We start from the raw sequence: 16521 nt of genomic DNA, 5'->3' as shown, positions 1-16521 counted from the left end.
GCTTTATAAATTAGCGCCGGCCTGTACCAGCAGCATTTCCAGATCCTGATGGTTATTTGCGCGAGCCACGTCGAGCGCTGTTTCACCATTCTCTGCCCGGAAGTTTACATCTGCTCCTGCAGCAAGCAGCATTTCTGCAGTGAGCAGGTCTCCAGTGGCAACCACTTTCATCAGCAGTGACTCCCCATCCTGGCTGACATTCACATTCGCCCCAGCGGTCAGAAGTATTTTCACGACCGAGAGCTGCCCCGTCTCCGCAGCGCGCATAACCGGTGTATAGCCCTTCAGGTCCGTCGCGTTTACCTTGGCACCAGCAGACAGCAGCAAACGTGTCAGCCGGCGATCACCTTGCTCTGCAGCAACCATTAACGGCGTAACCTGATCGCTTTCGGCAAGATCGGAATTTGCACCCTGGCTTAACAAGTACCACACGACACGATCCGCCTTTGCTTGCACTGCCGCCATTAGCGGTGTGCCGTTTCCTGTCAGGGTATTCAGCGGCGCACCGGATTCCTTCAGCTTTTTGACTGCATCAAAGTCTGCTTTCGCTGCTGCTCGATAGAGATCTGATCCCAACGCGATTTCTGCCTGTTGATCCAGATTGGCAGGAGCCTCTCTTGAAGCACATCCGGTCACAGCAACGAGGCCTGACGCCAGTAAAAAAACAGATAGCAGGAGCGATTGGTGGGAGAAGCCGATTCCCTTGGCCATAACGAGCAGTCTCTATCAGGTAAGTGTGGCCTATTCTGAGCAGGTGGCCCTGATAATTAAATCGAGCGGGTCACAACTCTGGCCCCTTCTGCAGAAGTTCACGGGTAACCTGGCGTAAACGATCCTCGCCATCCCGCTGCCCTGCACATAGCCCTTCACGTTGAAGATCAGCCCAACTCAATCCTTGAAGTACAGCCTGACACCACAGAGTCGCCTCAGCATGCTCCAGAAGCCAAACTGCAACGCCGGAAACCATGCTTAGCTCCCGCAAAACCGGAAGCATCAGCTGAAAGCCCCTGTACCCTGCCGAGAAATTCTGCAGGTCCCGGATGTCTGCAGCATCCGGCCTGCGCCCTGATGGCAGGCCAGCGGTTATCTCAAGCAGCAATTCCGGCTCCAGATCTTTCCAGTTCAGTGGCACCAGCGTCAGCCAGTGTCGCGCCAGCCGGTCTCGCACCTGCGGAACCAAAGTGGCTGCTCCTGCGCTGTGAGCCCGAACCATCTGTACCGGATACTCCCCGCTGGTAGCCTCCTGCTGCAGCCCAGCGCGCGCAAATTCCAGTCCGCAGGATGCCCAAAAGGCGTAAAGGTCGGAATTGCCGCCGAAACTGGTGCCCGTAAAATCCAGGCCTTCGAGCTCTGCACTCTTGGCCGCCTCATCAACCAGCCGGCTCCCAAGACCAAAGCGCCGGGCAGGAGCCGATACCGCAATGCGGATAATTCGCAAACCTCGCTGGCTGGCCGCTTCCGGGAACCCACTATGACTGGCCAGAGACTGGGGCAGAAGATGCCCTCGCACCCGGCGCCTGCCGCTGGCAACCAACTCTGCCAAATCATTACTCAGCCCGCCCTCCACAGCGCCCCATAGCACGCCCAGAGTCTGTCCATTCACAGTGGCTCGCCAGCTTCTGGCGGCAGGATCATCCAGCCACTGCCGGAGATCTGCAGGCGTTGTGCGGTAATGGGCGTCTACCAGCAAGCCAAATGCCTCCGCCAGCTCTGCCTCGGAAGCCCGGGCTGGCTGCCAGGGCTCAATCATGACTTGGTTCGCCGCTGTATCTGCCAGCTCAACTGGCTGGTGCTCGGCACCCAACAGGAAAAGATCAGATATGAGGGTTTCCAGCGGGTCTCCGTCTGCCCAGCGTACTGGTTCAGACAGCGTTTGCGACTGCCACTGGGGCGTTTTCTCATCGAGTATCTGGCGAAAGCGGATAGCAAACCCACGCCCGGCACCCTCATAGCCATGCACAGTGGATGCAAAAGCTACCCGCGGCCAACCCAAAAGAGCACGCCTTAACAAAGGCACAGGGATAGCGGCAGCCTCATCCACCATCACCACCTCAGCCTCCGGCTTTTCCCGCAACAAATCCCGGATCGGCAAAAAGCGCAGTCGAGCGCCTGTCACGGTTTCAATCAGATCCTTGCCTGCCTCCAGTACATCTGCGCCCAGGGTTTCCCGGGCATGCTTGAACAGGCTGTTTACATTATCTCTAGAAGGGGCGGTTACCAGAATGTTCCGGCGACCCTGTTGCAGCAGTTGTGCCGCAGCCATTCCCAAAGCCGCAGATTTTCCTCGGCCCCGATCGGCTGTAACCACCATTGGCCGACGCCTGCGCCCAAGCCCGAAAGCCACCAGCTTACGGATCAGCTCTTGCTGATCCGGTGTTGTGGTTACAGTAAACTCAGACGTTACTCTGGGCAGCTCCGGCAGAACCAACACCTGAGGCGAACCGAGCTGCACCCGGATCACCGACGAATCTTTCGCCAGAATGCCCGCCATTCGCTTCGCAAAAGGATGCGACTGATCGTGATCCAGACCCGTTCGGGAATAATCCGGATCAGCAAAATGCCCCCACTCCTCCAGCGAAGGCATCAACCAGAACAACAAACCACCCGCCTTCAGCGTGCCCGAAAGCGCTGCAAACCCATCCGGCGGATTGCCCCGCCAGCCATCCCACACAATGACCGACGTTTCCCGACCCAGCCACTGGCGTACTTTGGCAGACTGAATGCTGGTCAGGCGGTCGTCCGGGACATCACCAGCCTCTCCAACCCAAAGCCCCCCTTCCAGCTCCAAAGCAGGCAACAATGCCTGCAACCACCGCATGGCAAGATCGCGGGCGCCTTCCACCAACACCAGCCGCCGCTGCCCTGCAGCCGCAAGTTCGGCTTGAAGAGAACGCCATGCGTCCAGGTCTGGCGAAAAGGTTTTCGTTTCCGGACTCATTAACTGAGGTCTATTCCATGAGACTTCAGATCACCAAGATCACAGTGCGCTAACGCCGCCTGATGCGTTGCACGCAACCGCACCCGAGGGGCCTTGCCCGCCTCAAAAGCTTCATGCCAGCGAGCCGCACACAGGCACCAGCCGTCTCCGGCTTTCAAGCCGGGGAACCCGAACGCAGGAACCGGCGTACTCAAATCGTTCCCGCGAGCCTTGGAGAACTCCAGAAACTCGGCGGTCATCACAACACATACAGTATGCGATCCGTGATCATCCGGTCCTGTATTGCAGCAGCCATCCCGGTAAAAGCCGGTTTCCGGATCTGTACTACAGGTTTCGAGCTTTTCCCCGAGTACGTTTATCGATTTTTCAGTTTCCATGTTTACTCTCTCCGGCTTTGGGAGTTAGCAGCGAGGCAGAACCTTCTCCAAAATACGCTGTGAATACATCCATGTACGCTCGGCTCCGCCATCCATGGCTCCGCACGATTTTGGAGAAGGTTCTGCCTCGCTGCCCTCCAACTAATGAGGTGGATTCGCTTAGTTAATCAGCCATGTTAACGGCACAGGTACCCGCGCTACCAGTTGGCCAGTACAATAGCACCTATGCCAACAAAGACCCTTGAATCCCCCGCCCTTGATCTGCCTGATTTTCTCACCGACGAACAACGGGCGATAATTACCGCCGGCTACGAGCACTCGGTGATCACCGCAGTGGCAGGCAGCGGTAAAACATCCACGCTTGCCTGGCGCATTCGCTACTTGCTGCAGCAAGGGCACGACCCTGCGCGCATGTTGGTGTTGATGTTTAACCGCAGCGCTCGGGTGGATTTTGAGCGCAAGCTTCAAGAGGTGTGCCACCAGAGTGGGTTAGCGCTGCCGGAGATACGCACCTATCACGCCATGGGGCTGCGACTGTATAAGCGGTTTGTTCAGGACGGTTACCTGCCGGGATTCTCTGAAAAAATACTTACCGAGCAGGAAATCAGCTTTCAGGCCTGGCTGTTAATACGGAGGCTGGCACCAGAAGATCTGGCGGATGAGATAAGGCGCAACAAGAAAGATTTTGTAGAGACAGCCACCGGGTTTATCGACATGGTGAAAACCACCCTGTCGCCCGCCGAAATAGTGTTTGAAGATCTGGGCTACTCAGAAAAACACCGATACCTGATTGATCTGTTTCACAGCTTCGAGCAGTGGCGCAAAGGACAAAGCCGGATCAGCTTTTCCGATATGCTGTACGAACCAGTAATGGCCATACACCAGAACCCACCGCTACAACGGCTGGTGGGCAACAAGATGGATCTGATTCTGGTGGACGAGTATCAGGACACCAATGAGATTCAGCATCTGCTACTGCGCTATGTGGCGGGCGATCGGGCCCGGGTAACGGTGGTAGGAGATCCCGACCAGACCATTTACGAATTCAGGGGTGCCAAACCGGAGTTTATCCTCAAACGCTTCAGCGACGAGTTTGAAAGCCCGCTGGAACAAACCCTCAGCTATACCTTTCGTTATGGCCATCGCGTGGCTCTGCTGGCCAACCATCTGATTTGCCACAACACTGGTCGCAAGGATGTGCTGTGCCATTCCCACCCTTCCACGCCAGCCACGGAGATTGCCCTACATCGGGTGGAGAATGACGCGGATGCTGTGCTGCAAATCCTTGGCGAAGAAGCAGAGAACGCACTGGCAGATACCGCCATTCTGTTCCGGGTCTGGAGCCAGAGCGTACCCATTGAGCTCAAGTTGCTGGCACAGCAGATCCCCTATCGGATCGATGCGGGCAAAGGGGCGCTGTTCAGCCGGGAAGTTCAGGCCATCACTGCTCTATTGAAAGTGGTTTCCGGCGCGCTGGAAAAACTGCCCGAAGAAGACCGGTTGGAACTGGCCCGCCAGCTTCTGCGCTTCCCTCATGTTGGCCTTAAAGAGCCGGAGTTGGAGCAGTTGGCCCGTTTTCTCGCGGGGTTCGCCGGTGGCTGGCACGAGCGCTTGCTGGCACTGGATTTTGGTGCTCTGGCGCCCATGGCGGCGCGCAAACTGCGCAAGCTGGGTGAGGTTCTGGAACAATTGCGCGGTTATTCAGGCCCGGCAGCAGGGTTGATTACCGTCTACGCAGAGCACACCGAGTTGTATGAAGGTGTTCGCAGCCTGGCGCTGACCTATGACAGCGCGGAGGAACGCATTGATACCATTCACGGCTTCCGTGAATACCTGAAAGGCCTGGGTGCCGACGCACAAGGGGCGCTTGCCCACCTCAAAGCCCTGCGCCAACAGGCCAATGAAAAGCAGGGCGGTGCGGGGGTTTTGCTGTCCACCATACATCGCACCAAAGGCCTGGAATGGCAGAGGGTAATCATACCCGGCCTGCAGGAGAAGTATCTCCCACACAGCCCGCGCCCACAGGACGATGCCCGGGCCATTCTCGAAAGCGAGCGGCGGCTGCTGTACGTTGCCATGACCCGCACCCGGCAATCATTGCATCTGATCACCCGGCCAGTGAGCAAGCAGGCCCATCTGGATGGCGATCAGGGGCCCAGTCGGTTTGTGGAAGAATTCTGTTTTGATCTGGCGACGGAGTTCGGGTGTTGGCTGGATGAACGGACGCCAGATTCCGATCATTCACTGACACTGACAGCCCCCCTCACGCCAGTGAGCTCACGCTATGCACTACAGGAAGGCGTAACCCTGGAAGGCGGCGTTCATACAAATACAAACCGCACCTCTCCCCTATGGCATCAATCACGCCTCAGTCATTCCATTTTCGGAACAGGTACTGTTGTTGCTGAAGACGAGGGTTCTTTTGAGGTGCATTTTAATGGCGGTGAAAAAATGAACTTCAGTAAAAAAAGCGCGCACCTCTATTTCAGCGTTCCATCCGCGTAACATGTTACCTGTCGGAGCTCGCCGAGCCGGACACACGTACATTTCCTAATGTAAGCTTAATTATCAATTCTTTGTTATTTGTACCTCTTTAGCTTAAATTGTCTAGATAAGTGAGCATGCTGATTACTCAGCATGTTTAATAGTAACCGAACAGGAGGTTCTGCATGAACATCATGCGCCCGATCGCGCTGGCCGCCATTGCCAGTACTTTTGCTGCCCCAGCCCTGGCTGAGCGCACGGAAACGATTTATATCAACCCTTTCGCCGCCTACCAGCTCTTTGACGATAGCCGTGACTTGAGCGAAACCGGTACCTTTGGTGTGGGACTGGAATACCGCTTCAGACCAAATTGGGCGGTCGAAGCCATTTATTCGCGCGCAGATGCAGACCGAAAATACGTAGACGGCTCTTCTGATTTTGAAGAGATTCGCATTGACGGCATCTACTACTTCGCACCTCAAGACAAAGCGTGGAACCCATACGTCTCTGTTGGCGCCGGGCATGCCGAGTTTGGCAAGGGCGATACCATCAGCTATAGCACAACGGGCACTGACCATGATGAAACCCGCGTAAACGTGGGTACTGGTTTCCGTTATAACGTATCAGATTCAGTATCTATTCGTGGCGACCTGCGTGAGTTCCACGGCATCGATGACAGCACCTTTGATACCCAGGTGTCTCTCGGTATCAGCTTTGCGTTCAATCGCACTGTTGCTGGAACGCCAGCGCCTGCACCTCAGCGCGTGGCTGATTCAGACGGCGACGGCGTACCCGATTCCCGTGATCAGTGCCCCAACACCCCAGCTGGCGCAACCGTTGACAGCACTGGCTGTGAGCCAGACGCAGATGGCGATGGCGTAGCCGATGCTCGTGATGCCTGCCCTAACACTCCGGCAGGTGCCCAGGTAGACAGCCGTGGTTGTGAACTGGATAGCGATAACGACGGTGTAGTTGATAGCCAGGACCTCTGCCCGAACACTCCTGCCGGCGCCACAGTAGACGCAACCGGTTGTGAAGGCGTAACCGAAACCATCGAGACCTTTACCATTGAGGTTCAGTTCCCGACCAACAGCTCTGTAATCGGTAATAGCTACGATGCGGAAATTCGCCGTGTTGCAGACTTCCTGAATGAGAACCCCGAGACCATCGTGGAAATTGCTGGCCACTCCGATAACACCGGTAAGGCAAGCTACAACCTGTTCCTGTCACAGCGTCGTGCTGAAGCCGTTGCAGGCCGCCTGACTGGTCCTCTGGGAGTAGATCCCGCCCGCGTGAGCGCCAAAGGCTATGGCATTGAAGAGCCCGTTGCCACTAACGCCACCGCCGCTGGCCGTGCTGAAAACCGTCGGGTTGAAGCGCGTATTCAGGTTCGTCGTTAATTCGGCAATAGTCTGAACACAGGCAAATGAAGTCAGCAAAGGCGCCCTCGGGCGCCTTTCTTTTTGACCGCATCCAGCAACAAATTTCTCGGTGTCAGCGATCGATCACAAAAACGACCGAGCCGCACACAGTAGTCCTGCTCCTCCAGATAAACCGCGTAATCCAGCACCAACCATAATTCCAAAGGCCGGCGAAAAAGATGTCGGATAAGCTCATAGCGGCGAACTTCCCGGTGGCGGTGCACGCCATAGGCAAGCCAGAACTCGAAATCCGTGTTTGCCGGTAAACAAAGCTGCTTTTTACTGGCGACCCAATGGCAAAACTCAGGGAAGCCTTTTTGAATGAGACCTGGTGGATACGAAGGCACGGGAAGGTATTGATCCACGCCCCGCAGGTCTCTCTGAAGACCGTCAAAGCCCAGGCGCCACTGACTTAACGTTCTTGTTTGCTGTCTGACTCCGGCCGGAGCTGTTACCGTTTCCCTTACTGCCAGGCGCAGGTCGCTGCGGTCCAGTACAAGCTTCGGCTCATGGGTAGCCGCACTTTCTGAAAGAACCGTATAAATGCCCTCAACGGTTTTGTGATAGCAACACGGTGACACACTTAGTCGTGGTAGCTCAGCAACAACGCCCCGCTTCAGCAATTGCCGGTGCAAGTCTCCACAGGCATGGAGTGCGACCCCGTGAACGTTCTCGGGAACGGGCAAATCCTTCGCCATCACATCCTGGCAGTCTATTTGAACTGCATCCGCGAAACGCGCGGCAAGCCGATTGCCCTCGGCGACCAGTTCCGGATTCCATTCATAGCCTGCCACGTCGTTTTGGCTCTGCGCAGCCAGGGTTCGAGCCAGGTGCCCCTTGCCACAGCACCAATCCAGAATCGGTTGCTGCAGAGGCTTCAGCGCGGCAGCAAATGCACCCGCCTGCTCGCGCTTACGCCCGGGCATATCGGTTGCCCTGACTTCCGGCAGCGTTGCTGCCAAAACATCTGAATACTCCGGTGCCAAGTCTGGATAATCCGTCAGAGGGGCATACAGAGCCAGATCAGGCACATATCGGGAAGCGATGTCTGCCAGCTTTTGAGGCTCATCGTCCAGCTCAGCGCATTCGTCACCGGTGAGCCCTGCAATCATCTGCGCGAGCCCGGGATGGCTTTCAACCCAGGCTGGTCGCAGCTCCGTAAACGGAGCTGGCTGCCAGATGGAACGATGTTTTATCAACCAATCATTGAGGGTTTGCCACCGAGAAAAGAAGCTCTCGGTGGGCGCGCGAGCAGTCACTCCTGATAGCGTCCCGGGCGGAATGCATCCAGGCAAACAGCTGGTTCTTCGCCGTCAATTACCTGTGCAATCACATCCGCACTGGCCGCCGCCAACGTCCACCCAAAGGTACCGTGCCCGGTGTTCAGGTAAAGATTACGGCGCGGACCGCGACCGATAATCGCAGGGCCATCGGGAGTCATAGGTCGAAACCCTGTCCAGGTTTCTGCCAGATCCAGATCTGCACAGCCCGGATAACGGGATTCAACCGATTTTCGAATGGTCGCTATTCGCGCTTCCGGGATATCCCGATTGAAGCCAGCCAGTTCAACAAAGCCGGTTGCACGCAATCGATCCCCCAAGCGCGTAGACACAACTTTGTAGTTGTCATCATGAATGGTGGTAGCAGGCGCTTTGCCCGGGTCTTTCAAGGGCACCGTAATGCTGTAACCCTTGATTGGGTATATAGGCAGCTTCAGGCCCAGAGGCCGAACCAACTCCGGGGACCAACAGCCCGCGCTGACCACAAAGGCATCGGCGGCCAAAGCCTCTGTCTGCCCACGCTCGTTACGCAGAACCACCATTTCAACATTTTGGCTGCTGGCAGTTAGCTGCTCCACCTGAACGTTGTAACGAAATTTAACACCTTTATCTTCACAGGCTTTGGCAAGCGCCCTGGTGAACAGGTGGCAATCGCCGGTGCCATCCGTATCGTAACTGAGCGCGCCATATAGTGGCCCGGTTCTCGCCATTCCGGGCTCTGCCTCGTAGACCTGCTCCGGCGTCAGCAGTCGGGACGCTACGCCCATTTCTTTCAGTATTCGATGTGTGCCACGATGTACTTCCAGCTCTTCCGGGGTACTGGCCAGGTGCAGCAAACCCTTGTGAGCGCCATCAAACTTCAGGTTCAGCTCGTTTTCCAACTTCAGAAACCGCTCGCGGGAGTGACTTCCGAGGCGCAACATAGCGCGCTTGTTAAAACCAAAAAGGCCAGGCGACCACGCATAGCGCAGCGTTGAAAACATAAACTGTATGGCCGCAAGAGAAGGCGGCATTCGGAGCTTGAGAGGGCGATCCTGCTGCACAAGCCAGGGCAATGCCTTGAAAACCATGCTCGGGTCTGCCCAAGGATACACAACACCATAAGAGCGCTGGGCCGCATTGCCCTTACTGGTTTCATCCCCAGCCGCGCCATGGCGTTCAAGCACCGTCACCTGATGCCCACGACGGCTCAGTTCCCAGGCTGTGGTTACACCCACAACGCCACCACCAATAACAACAACGTGCATCTACACCTCCACCTGAATCAATCCCGAGCAACAACAACCATCAAGGAAAGCCCCTACGAGACAATGTAGGCCTATGTATGGGCAACTGATAAACTTGAGAGCTTCGAACACCAGAATAGCAGTTGAACCGACTGCCTGTATTGGAGCCTAGCATCAGCCCATGAGTAAGAAACGTCGCGAGATTCCCGTATTCGACCATCCGATTATTGAAACCCACTGTCATCTGGATTACCTCAAGGATCGTCCCCTGGAGGAAATTCTGGAAGAAACCCGGCGGGTGAACATCGAGAAGGTGATTACCATTGCTGTGGCACCGGGCAACCTGGCAACTGTACGCGAGCTCAGTACCCGGGCTCCGTGGCTTTATGGCACTCAAGGCATCCACCCCCATGAGGCGGAAAGCTACAACGATGCCGTAGAGAAAGAAATCCGCACCCACGCCCAGGACGACAAGATCGTTGCGGTTGGCGAGATTGGGCTGGACTACTTCTATGACAACGCAGATCGCGCTGTTCAGCGGGACGTGTTCCGGCGACAACTCCAGATTGCCTGCGACAGTGACCGTCCGGTGGTTATCCATAGCCGGGATGCAGATGAGGATACAATCGCTATACTCAAAGAGTTCGAACAAGCTCTCAAGCGACGCGGTGTGATTCACAGCTTCACCTCCGGTCCGGGTCTTGCACAGTACGCACTGGATCAGGGCTGGAACCTGGGCTTTAATGGTATCACCACCTTCAACAAGGCAGAGAACGTGCGGGATATTGTTCGTATGACTCCCATCAGCCAGATACTTCTGGAAACCGACGCGCCATTTCTCACACCAGTGCCCTATCGCGGCCGCGAGAATGCGCCTTTCTACCTTCCTTTCATCGCTGAACGAATTGCCGAAGTGAAAGAACTACCTCTGGAAGAAGTCATTGTCCAGACTTACCAAAACAGTCTGAAAACGTTCTTCTCTGCCCCATGATCAAGCGCATCCCCGTCTCCGCGTTGAAGGTCGGTATGTACATTACTGACCTCAACAACGATTGGATTCCTCATAACTCCCAGCGCCGGCGGGGTGTTATCAAGCGCGATGAAACTATCGAAAAAATCCGCAAGATGGGCGTACAGTTTGTCTATATCGACGTGGAAAAGGGTAAAGATAGCCAGGACTCGGAAACTGCGGCAGAAGTAGACTCGCGCAATGAAGCAGAACTGCAAAATGCAGGTGAATTAAAACCCGGCATTAAACCTCGCGTGCCTCTTTCTGAAGAAATGGTAAATGCTCTGGGCATTCATACGGAAGCTCAAGATCTGGTGAACAGTTTCATGCATAGCGCAAAGCTGGGCACGCCTGTTGATGTGGCACCTATCCACAAGCTTGCAGACGAACTGCAAAGCTCAGTGACACGGAATGCCAACGCACTGAGTTGTCTGGGACGTATTCGCGAAAAAGACAACTACTTACTTGAGCACTCGGTAAATCTGAGCGTGCTCATGACCGTATTCGGACAATACCGAAAACTCTCAGCTGATGTGATGCACCAGATAGTTATGGGCGCCCTGCTCCACGACCTGGGCAAAATTCTCACCCCCGATGAGGTTCTGCACAAACCCGGCCGGCTTTCACCGCAAGAGTATGAAGTCATGAAACTTCATGCCCGACATTCCCGTGACATACTGGCTGCAACGGAGGGTATTGGTGAGCTCACCGTGATAACAGCAGCACAGCACCATGAGCGCATGGACGGTTCCGGATATCCGGAGGGCCTGAAGGGTGACGAGATCTCGGTGTATGGACGCATGGTTGCCATTGCGGACGTGTATGACGCCATTACCGCCGACCGGGTGTACCACAAAGGCATGACACCCTCGCAGGGCCTGAAGAAGCTGCTGGAGTGGAGCGGCGATCATCTTGACCCCACTCTGGTAAGACAATTCATACGCTGCCTGGGCTTGTACCCGGTAGGTTCACTTGTGCTGCTGGATAGCGGACGGCTTGGCGTGGTGGTCGAGATTAATGAAGAAGATCAGCGCCTACCCGTGGTCAGGGTGATGTACCACACCAAGTTCCGGATGCCGATTACGGTTACAACTATTGATCTGTCGAAAGCCGGTAACCAGGATCGGATACTACGCGCCGTTGACCCTGAGCAATACAAAATCGACGTACGCCCCTTCCTCAGCTGAGCGATAGCCATTTCTTTCGGCTAACCAAAAGACAGAAAAACACCCATAAGAACCGGCGACAGAAACGACAGCAAAAAGCCCGACGCAATAGCAACGGGTACACAACTCAACCCACCATTACTGCGGATAACAGGCAAGGTGAAATCCATGGACGTGGCCCCGCCGTAGCCAATGGCCATAGCCGGCCGGCTGCCAATCACCAAAGGTATGATCGCCAAGGCGATAATTTCCCGCAGCACATCGTTCATAAATGCCACACCGCCCCAAGCGGGACCCAGGGCATCACCAATCACAATGCCAGAGAGAGAATACCAGCCAAACCCCGAGGCCAGAGCAAGCACATCGTGCCATGGCAGCCCCAATACGGGTATCAGCAAGACACCTGCCAGCAGAGAGCTAACCACAAGCATCAAGGCAATCCCCAATCCCTGTGTGTTCATCAGGAGCTTTCGCAGCGAGAGCCCTGCATTACGCAGCTGAAGGCCAATCAAAAACAACAGGAGCATCAATGACCAGGTAGCCAGCTGCTCTGCTTGCGGCAGCGGTGGCAAAAGGAAATAACCCGCCAATAACCCAGCCAGAACAGCCATCAATGGCTTGAGTGCGGCCATAAACAGCCTCACGTAACCCGTACTACCAGCTGGCTTCTCTCGATGCTCTGGCACCATAGGCCGCCAGCGGTGGAACAGCCACAACCCGGCCATATTAGCTGCAAACAAAACAACCACCAAAATTGCCATCTGGCTGGCCATTGTGCCTAGCTGGCTCGTCAGGCCTTCCATCTGGCCCAACCCCAACCCCAGCAGAGCCAGAATGAAATACACCAGAGCTTCCACCGTGTAATGAATAACGGTCATCAGGCGCCGGTTTTCAAGGGACAGGGCAAAACCAAAAAACAACGGAGCAAGAATCAGCAGGGCACCGGTGAGCATCAATGCACCGAAGCGTCAGAAGGCTCAGAGCGGTCCTGAACCAGTACCCAGGGCGCCACAACCACAGCCCAGAGCTCTGTATTGCGGTCGTACCAGGTACGAGCCAGATCAGGAGATACATCCCCCACGTCGCCATTTGCCAGCCATTGCTCGAACAAGGCGCGGTTATCTGCGGTGAGTTCACAGGCAACATCCAACAGGTCCAACGCTTGGCCGACACGCACAATCTGCCCTCGGGCGTAGTAGGTTTGCAACTCGTGCCAACGTATGCGGGAGGTTTCCAGATTGAGCTTGGCTTTGGTTTCATCGTTATTTTGGGAAGACGACATAACAACCTTTTGCAGTAGCGACTGTATTAACCAGCAAGAACTTAACCGGCAAGAGCTTAACCGATTGCACAGGCCTCGTTCCAGATATCCCTTATCTGGTCCGCCAGCGTAAGTGGGTCGAATGGTTTGGGAATGACTCCGGCAGCACCCAATTCCAGGTAGCTTTGCACCTCGTCACTCTGAACCTTGGCAGTCATGAAAACCGCCGGCGTTCTGGCGTAATCCGGAAGACTACGGATGGCTTTCAAGGTTGCCGGGCCATCCATCCCCGGCATCATTACATCAAGAACAATTAACTGGGGCCGGCACTCCTCGATCTGTTCCAGCGCCTGCTGCCCGGATTCGCACGCCGTGAGCTCAAACCCGCCAATTGCCTCCAGAGCAAGCTCCGCAACGGTTCGGATATCCGGCTCATCCTCTACCATCAGAATTCGTTTCAGATTTTCAGGTGGCATCGCGGCGATCCTCCTTGTGCTCAATCCCCAGCCGTCTCAACAAAGTAATGCACTCGGGATCGTCTGCCTGGCCGGCCGCCAGCAGAGCCGCTGCTCGCATCACCAACTTCGACTGGCTGACATTGCCCCTGCTAACGAAATAGACAGCGCCAATCAACCCCCTGAGGTCGAGTGGCAACCGCCACTGGACTTTGATTCGATTGCCCAGCTTCTCTGCCCAATATGCAATGGCAGAGTCAATTTGCTCAGCCTCTGGTTGCTCACCGCTCTCGTCGCATTGGTTTTGCAGAATCTTCAAAGCCGCCAACTCCCCTGCTCGACTCAGCAGGCCGGCGGTGTAATAAGGTGCCGGCGCATCGCCTATTCTCCGGGCCAGTCCACTGGCTACCTCCGCAACCCTCAAGGCCTGCTCCTGTTCCTGCTGCGCCCTTTCAGCCAAACGCTTACAAGAAAGCTTACCTGCAATATCCAGAGATAATGCCATTGCCTGATTCAATGCCATGGCAATACCAATCGTACTGATCGCCTCTCTGAGGGTTTTTACAGATGTGCCGGAACGGCGAAAAGAAGCGCTGTTCGCCACATCCAACATCTTTGCACTCAGAGCGGGATCGGTCTTCCAATGTTCGGCAAGGGTAACGGCATCCAGTTCATCACGTTTTTCAACAAGTTCCAGCAAGGCGGCAGTGTCTATCTCGCCCGGCAACTGGATTGCAGAGTTGCAGGCTGCCTCCATTTTTTCTTCCAGTGTGCTGAAGGTGCCATCCAGATCGATAGGTGCGGGCAGCAGCTCTAACAGCCTCTTGTGCAACATATCCACCTGAAACGGTTTGCTCACGTAGCCGCTAATGCCCAGATGGGCGGCCGCCAGAATAGAGTCACGATCTGCACGACCACTGATCATCAGCACTGGAACATCCCGGCTGGTTTGCCGCACTGTGCGAATCAATTCAAGCCCTGAGCCATCCGGGAGATTCCAGTCAGCAATAACCAGATCCGCCGGCTTTTTCTGCCAGTTGCTGATTGCCGACTGCACCTGTGTGAAAAGCCGGATAACGGCACCCGGGTATGCCCCGGCGACAACAGTTTCAAGAAGGTCGCCAACCAGCTCATCATCTTCGAGAATCAACACATACATCGCGACGTTCTCAGTTTGCAATTAAAAATAAAAATTGGTCTCAAGAATGCTCTGCAGTCGCGACAGTAACGCCATTGCGCCCTGCGCGCTTACGCTGGTAGAGGGCCCGGTCGGCGGCGTCTATAGCCTCCTCCCCCGTCTCATAGTCGTTCAATGCAGCAACTCCGGCACTGAAGGTCACTGCAAACTCCTCGCTGCCACCATTGAACACCAGCCGGGCGAAGTCCTGGTTCAGCGCTTCAAGCACCTCAACAGCTTTCTCCAGCGAACACTCGGGTAACACGACAACGAACTCTTCTCCACCATAACGGCCAATAATATCCGTGTTGCGCAACCGGTGGCGCAACAGGTTTGATAACGCCTTGATCACCATATCGCCGACACCATGCCCATATGAGTCGTTGACCTGCTTGAAGTGATCCAGATCCAGCATGGCGACAACCGAGCTATGCCCACTGCGTGTACAACGGGCATGCTCCCGATTAAGTTCTGTTTTCGCCAGAGCATGCTTCAACAGACCCGTAAGGCTGTCGAGCGAAACCAGCTTGTCGAGCTGCCGGGCGCGAAAGCAGCGAATTCTCGCTGTGCGTAGAAGAAACTCATCGGACACAGGTTTGGTAACAAAATCATCACCACCGCGAGCCAGAACATCCAGCTGCAAATCCCGGTTTGCCTCAGACGAAAAGAAAATAATCGGGAGGCTCAGCCACTCAGCCTGAAACCGAAGCATCCGGGCCAGAATGGGGCCATCGTATTGCCCCATTTGCACATCCATGAGCAGTATATCCGGGCGGAATTCCGCCAATTCCGACAGCAGGCGGGAGGGGTCATCAAACGCTCGTACTTGCATGCCGCCACTGGTCAGTACAACGCGATAGTGTTCAAGCAGTTCTCTATCGTCGTCAACAATCATTACCTTGCCACTCAGCGTTGCCACACCTTCTGCCAGAAGCTGCTCTACCTGGTCTGCAAGCGCAGGTATATCCAGAGCACCGTCAATACAGGCATCGACATTCAAACGCGCCAGCCTGTAGCGGGTGGCAAAGTCATGGGCCTCACTGAAGCAAATCACCGGGAGTTTGTGCAGCCTGGGTAGCCAGCTGGCCCCCTCGTCCTGCAACAAAGTGTCACGAATCATAACCAGATCGACATCATCCATGCTGTCGGTCCACTGTTCTGCGCTGCTCAGACTGCGAACCTCGTAGCCGTAGAGCGCCAAACCCTGGGATACCAGATGACCATGCTGTTGATCCGGGTCCAGAATCAACAAAACAAACTGATTGTCAGACTCCACGGGCGTCGGCTTGTGCCACCCGGTTGAAACCGGGTCAGCCACTCCCAGAAAACTGCGAAGCCCAATCAGATCCTTGTCAAAGCCACCTGCCAGCAATTCCTTTAACTGCAGTTGGATATGATGCTTCTCAATCCCTTCGGTAACCTGATCAGCCAAAGGCTTGATAGCCAGCTCAAGTGTCCTTGCCTGCTCACCCAGCTGTGTAAAACCCAAAGTGCCAGCAGATCCCGCAAGCCTGTGCAACAATTGATAGGCAGCAACCAGCTCATCAATGGTTTCCTGATGCTGGGAGGCGCTGAAGATACTGGCGACCAAACCTTCGATTTCACCTATCGTTTTATCCTGAAAACGATTACGAAGAGTCTCCAGTTTTTTCCGCACCTCTGACGAAGGGCTTTCAGGCATAAGGGCTCTTGTTAATTATCGCGTGCAAACGCTGTGAATTCGGTTT

The 16521-nt window shown here is 55.3% G+C and carries 14 protein-coding genes; 4 read left to right on the top strand and 10 right to left on the bottom strand.

The genetic code is table 11. The annotated features are described in order from the left end of the window. Positions 1-3: 3 nt before the first annotated feature. From RKA07_RS12660 to RKA07_RS12650, 3 genes are all read right to left on the bottom strand, one after another. A complete protein-coding gene (locus tag RKA07_RS12660) occupies positions 4-711 on the bottom strand; it encodes an ankyrin repeat domain-containing protein (RefSeq protein WP_310966467.1) in 708 nt (235 codons plus the stop codon). Positions 712-781: 70 nt separating this feature from the next. Next, positions 782-2938: a tRNA(Met) cytidine acetyltransferase TmcA gene (locus RKA07_RS12655; protein WP_310966466.1), complete on the bottom strand. Its 2157-nt coding sequence runs from the start codon at positions 2936-2938 to the stop codon at positions 782-784. After that, positions 2938-3315 carry a DUF2237 family protein gene (locus RKA07_RS12650; RefSeq protein ID WP_310966465.1) on the bottom strand — a complete coding sequence of 126 codons (378 nt, stop codon included), beginning with the start codon at positions 3313-3315 and terminating at the stop codon, positions 2938-2940. The genes RKA07_RS12655 and RKA07_RS12650 overlap by 1 nt, the downstream gene beginning before the upstream one ends. A gap of 225 nt (positions 3316-3540) precedes the next feature. Between RKA07_RS12650 and RKA07_RS12645 the strand changes: the two genes are divergently transcribed. After that, on the top strand, positions 3541-5820 hold the full coding sequence (locus RKA07_RS12645) for an ATP-dependent helicase (protein WP_310966464.1): 2280 nt from the start codon (positions 3541-3543) through the stop codon (positions 5818-5820). A gap of 164 nt (positions 5821-5984) precedes the next feature. Beyond that, complete coding sequence (locus RKA07_RS12640) at positions 5985-7199, top strand: OmpA family protein (protein ID WP_310966463.1); 1215 nt, start codon at positions 5985-5987, stop codon at positions 7197-7199. Positions 7200-7231: 32 nt separating this feature from the next. On the opposite strand, the gene RKA07_RS12635 is transcribed toward RKA07_RS12640, so the two are convergent. Both RKA07_RS12635 and RKA07_RS12630 read right to left on the bottom strand, forming a co-directional pair. After that, entirely contained in the window at positions 7232-8479 is a 1248-nt protein-coding gene (locus RKA07_RS12635) for a methyltransferase (RefSeq protein ID WP_310966462.1), read from the bottom strand. Continuing rightward, positions 8476-9747, bottom strand: coding sequence for a D-amino acid dehydrogenase (locus tag RKA07_RS12630; protein ID WP_200369828.1), 1272 nt, complete (start codon positions 9745-9747; stop codon positions 8476-8478). Before RKA07_RS12630 ends, RKA07_RS12635 begins: the two co-directional genes overlap by 4 nt. Before the next feature lie 160 nt (positions 9748-9907). On the opposite strand from RKA07_RS12630, the gene RKA07_RS12625 reads away from it, so the two are divergent. Both RKA07_RS12625 and RKA07_RS12620 read left to right on the top strand, forming a co-directional pair. Beyond that, positions 9908-10717, top strand: coding sequence for a TatD family hydrolase (locus tag RKA07_RS12625; protein WP_200369829.1), 810 nt, complete (start codon positions 9908-9910; stop codon positions 10715-10717). Beyond that, positions 10714-11922: a cyclic di-GMP phosphodiesterase gene (locus RKA07_RS12620; protein ID WP_200369830.1), complete on the top strand. Its 1209-nt coding sequence runs from the start codon at positions 10714-10716 to the stop codon at positions 11920-11922. The genes RKA07_RS12625 and RKA07_RS12620 overlap by 4 nt, the downstream gene beginning before the upstream one ends. 20 nt (positions 11923-11942) lie before the next feature. Here RKA07_RS12620 and RKA07_RS12615 read toward each other — a convergent pair whose 3' ends face one another. The 5 genes from RKA07_RS12615 to RKA07_RS12595 are packed head-to-tail and all read right to left on the bottom strand — an operon-like array spanning position 11943 to position 16475. Next, entirely contained in the window at positions 11943-12854 is a 912-nt protein-coding gene (locus RKA07_RS12615) for a LysO family transporter (protein WP_310966461.1), read from the bottom strand. Further along, positions 12854-13183 carry a DUF2288 domain-containing protein gene (locus RKA07_RS12610; RefSeq protein WP_200369832.1) on the bottom strand — a complete coding sequence of 110 codons (330 nt, stop codon included), beginning with the start codon at positions 13181-13183 and terminating at the stop codon, positions 12854-12856. Before RKA07_RS12610 ends, RKA07_RS12615 begins: the two co-directional genes overlap by 1 nt. 56 nt (positions 13184-13239) lie before the next feature. Next, a complete protein-coding gene (locus RKA07_RS12605; protein ID WP_200369833.1) occupies positions 13240-13638 on the bottom strand; it encodes a response regulator in 399 nt (132 codons plus the stop codon). After that, positions 13628-14776 (bottom strand): response regulator, encoded by a 1149-nt coding sequence (locus tag RKA07_RS12600; protein WP_310966460.1) that lies wholly within the window; start codon positions 14774-14776, stop codon positions 13628-13630. Before RKA07_RS12600 ends, RKA07_RS12605 begins: the two co-directional genes overlap by 11 nt. Before the next feature lie 40 nt (positions 14777-14816). After that, a complete protein-coding gene (locus RKA07_RS12595) occupies positions 14817-16475 on the bottom strand; it encodes a diguanylate cyclase (RefSeq protein ID WP_200369835.1) in 1659 nt (552 codons plus the stop codon). Positions 16476-16521 lie beyond the last annotated feature (46 nt).

Source organism: Marinobacter xiaoshiensis (assembly GCF_031631795.1).
Lineage (GTDB): Bacteria > Pseudomonadota > Gammaproteobacteria > Pseudomonadales > Oleiphilaceae > Marinobacter > Marinobacter xiaoshiensis.
The sequence above is the reverse complement of the archived record's forward strand: the minus strand, read 5'-3'. Positions and strand labels throughout refer to the sequence as shown.

Coding starts and splice junctions, on each gene's coding strand:
- RKA07_RS12660 (WP_310966467.1), bottom strand. CDS start 711: ATGGCCAAGGGAATCGGCTTCTCCCACCAATCGCTCCTGCTATCTGTT.
- RKA07_RS12655 (WP_310966466.1), bottom strand. CDS start 2,938: ATGAGTCCGGAAACGAAAACCTTTTCGCCAGACCTGGACGCATGGCGT.
- RKA07_RS12650 (WP_310966465.1), bottom strand. CDS start 3,315: ATGGAAACTGAAAAATCGATAAACGTACTCGGGGAAAAGCTCGAAACC.
- RKA07_RS12645 (WP_310966464.1), top strand. CDS start 3,541: ATGCCAACAAAGACCCTTGAATCCCCCGCCCTTGATCTGCCTGATTTT.
- RKA07_RS12640 (WP_310966463.1), top strand. CDS start 5,985: ATGAACATCATGCGCCCGATCGCGCTGGCCGCCATTGCCAGTACTTTT.
- RKA07_RS12630 (WP_200369828.1), bottom strand. CDS start 9,747: ATGCACGTTGTTGTTATTGGTGGTGGCGTTGTGGGTGTAACCACAGCC.
- RKA07_RS12625 (WP_200369829.1), top strand. CDS start 9,908: ATGAGTAAGAAACGTCGCGAGATTCCCGTATTCGACCATCCGATTATT.
- RKA07_RS12620 (WP_200369830.1), top strand. CDS start 10,714: ATGATCAAGCGCATCCCCGTCTCCGCGTTGAAGGTCGGTATGTACATT.
- RKA07_RS12615 (WP_310966461.1), bottom strand. CDS start 12,854: ATGCTCACCGGTGCCCTGCTGATTCTTGCTCCGTTGTTTTTTGGTTTT.
- RKA07_RS12610 (WP_200369832.1), bottom strand. CDS start 13,183: ATGTCGTCTTCCCAAAATAACGATGAAACCAAAGCCAAGCTCAATCTG.
- RKA07_RS12605 (WP_200369833.1), bottom strand. CDS start 13,638: ATGCCACCTGAAAATCTGAAACGAATTCTGATGGTAGAGGATGAGCCG.
- RKA07_RS12600 (WP_310966460.1), bottom strand. CDS start 14,776: ATGTATGTGTTGATTCTCGAAGATGATGAGCTGGTTGGCGACCTTCTT.
- RKA07_RS12595 (WP_200369835.1), bottom strand. CDS start 16,475: ATGCCTGAAAGCCCTTCGTCAGAGGTGCGGAAAAAACTGGAGACTCTT.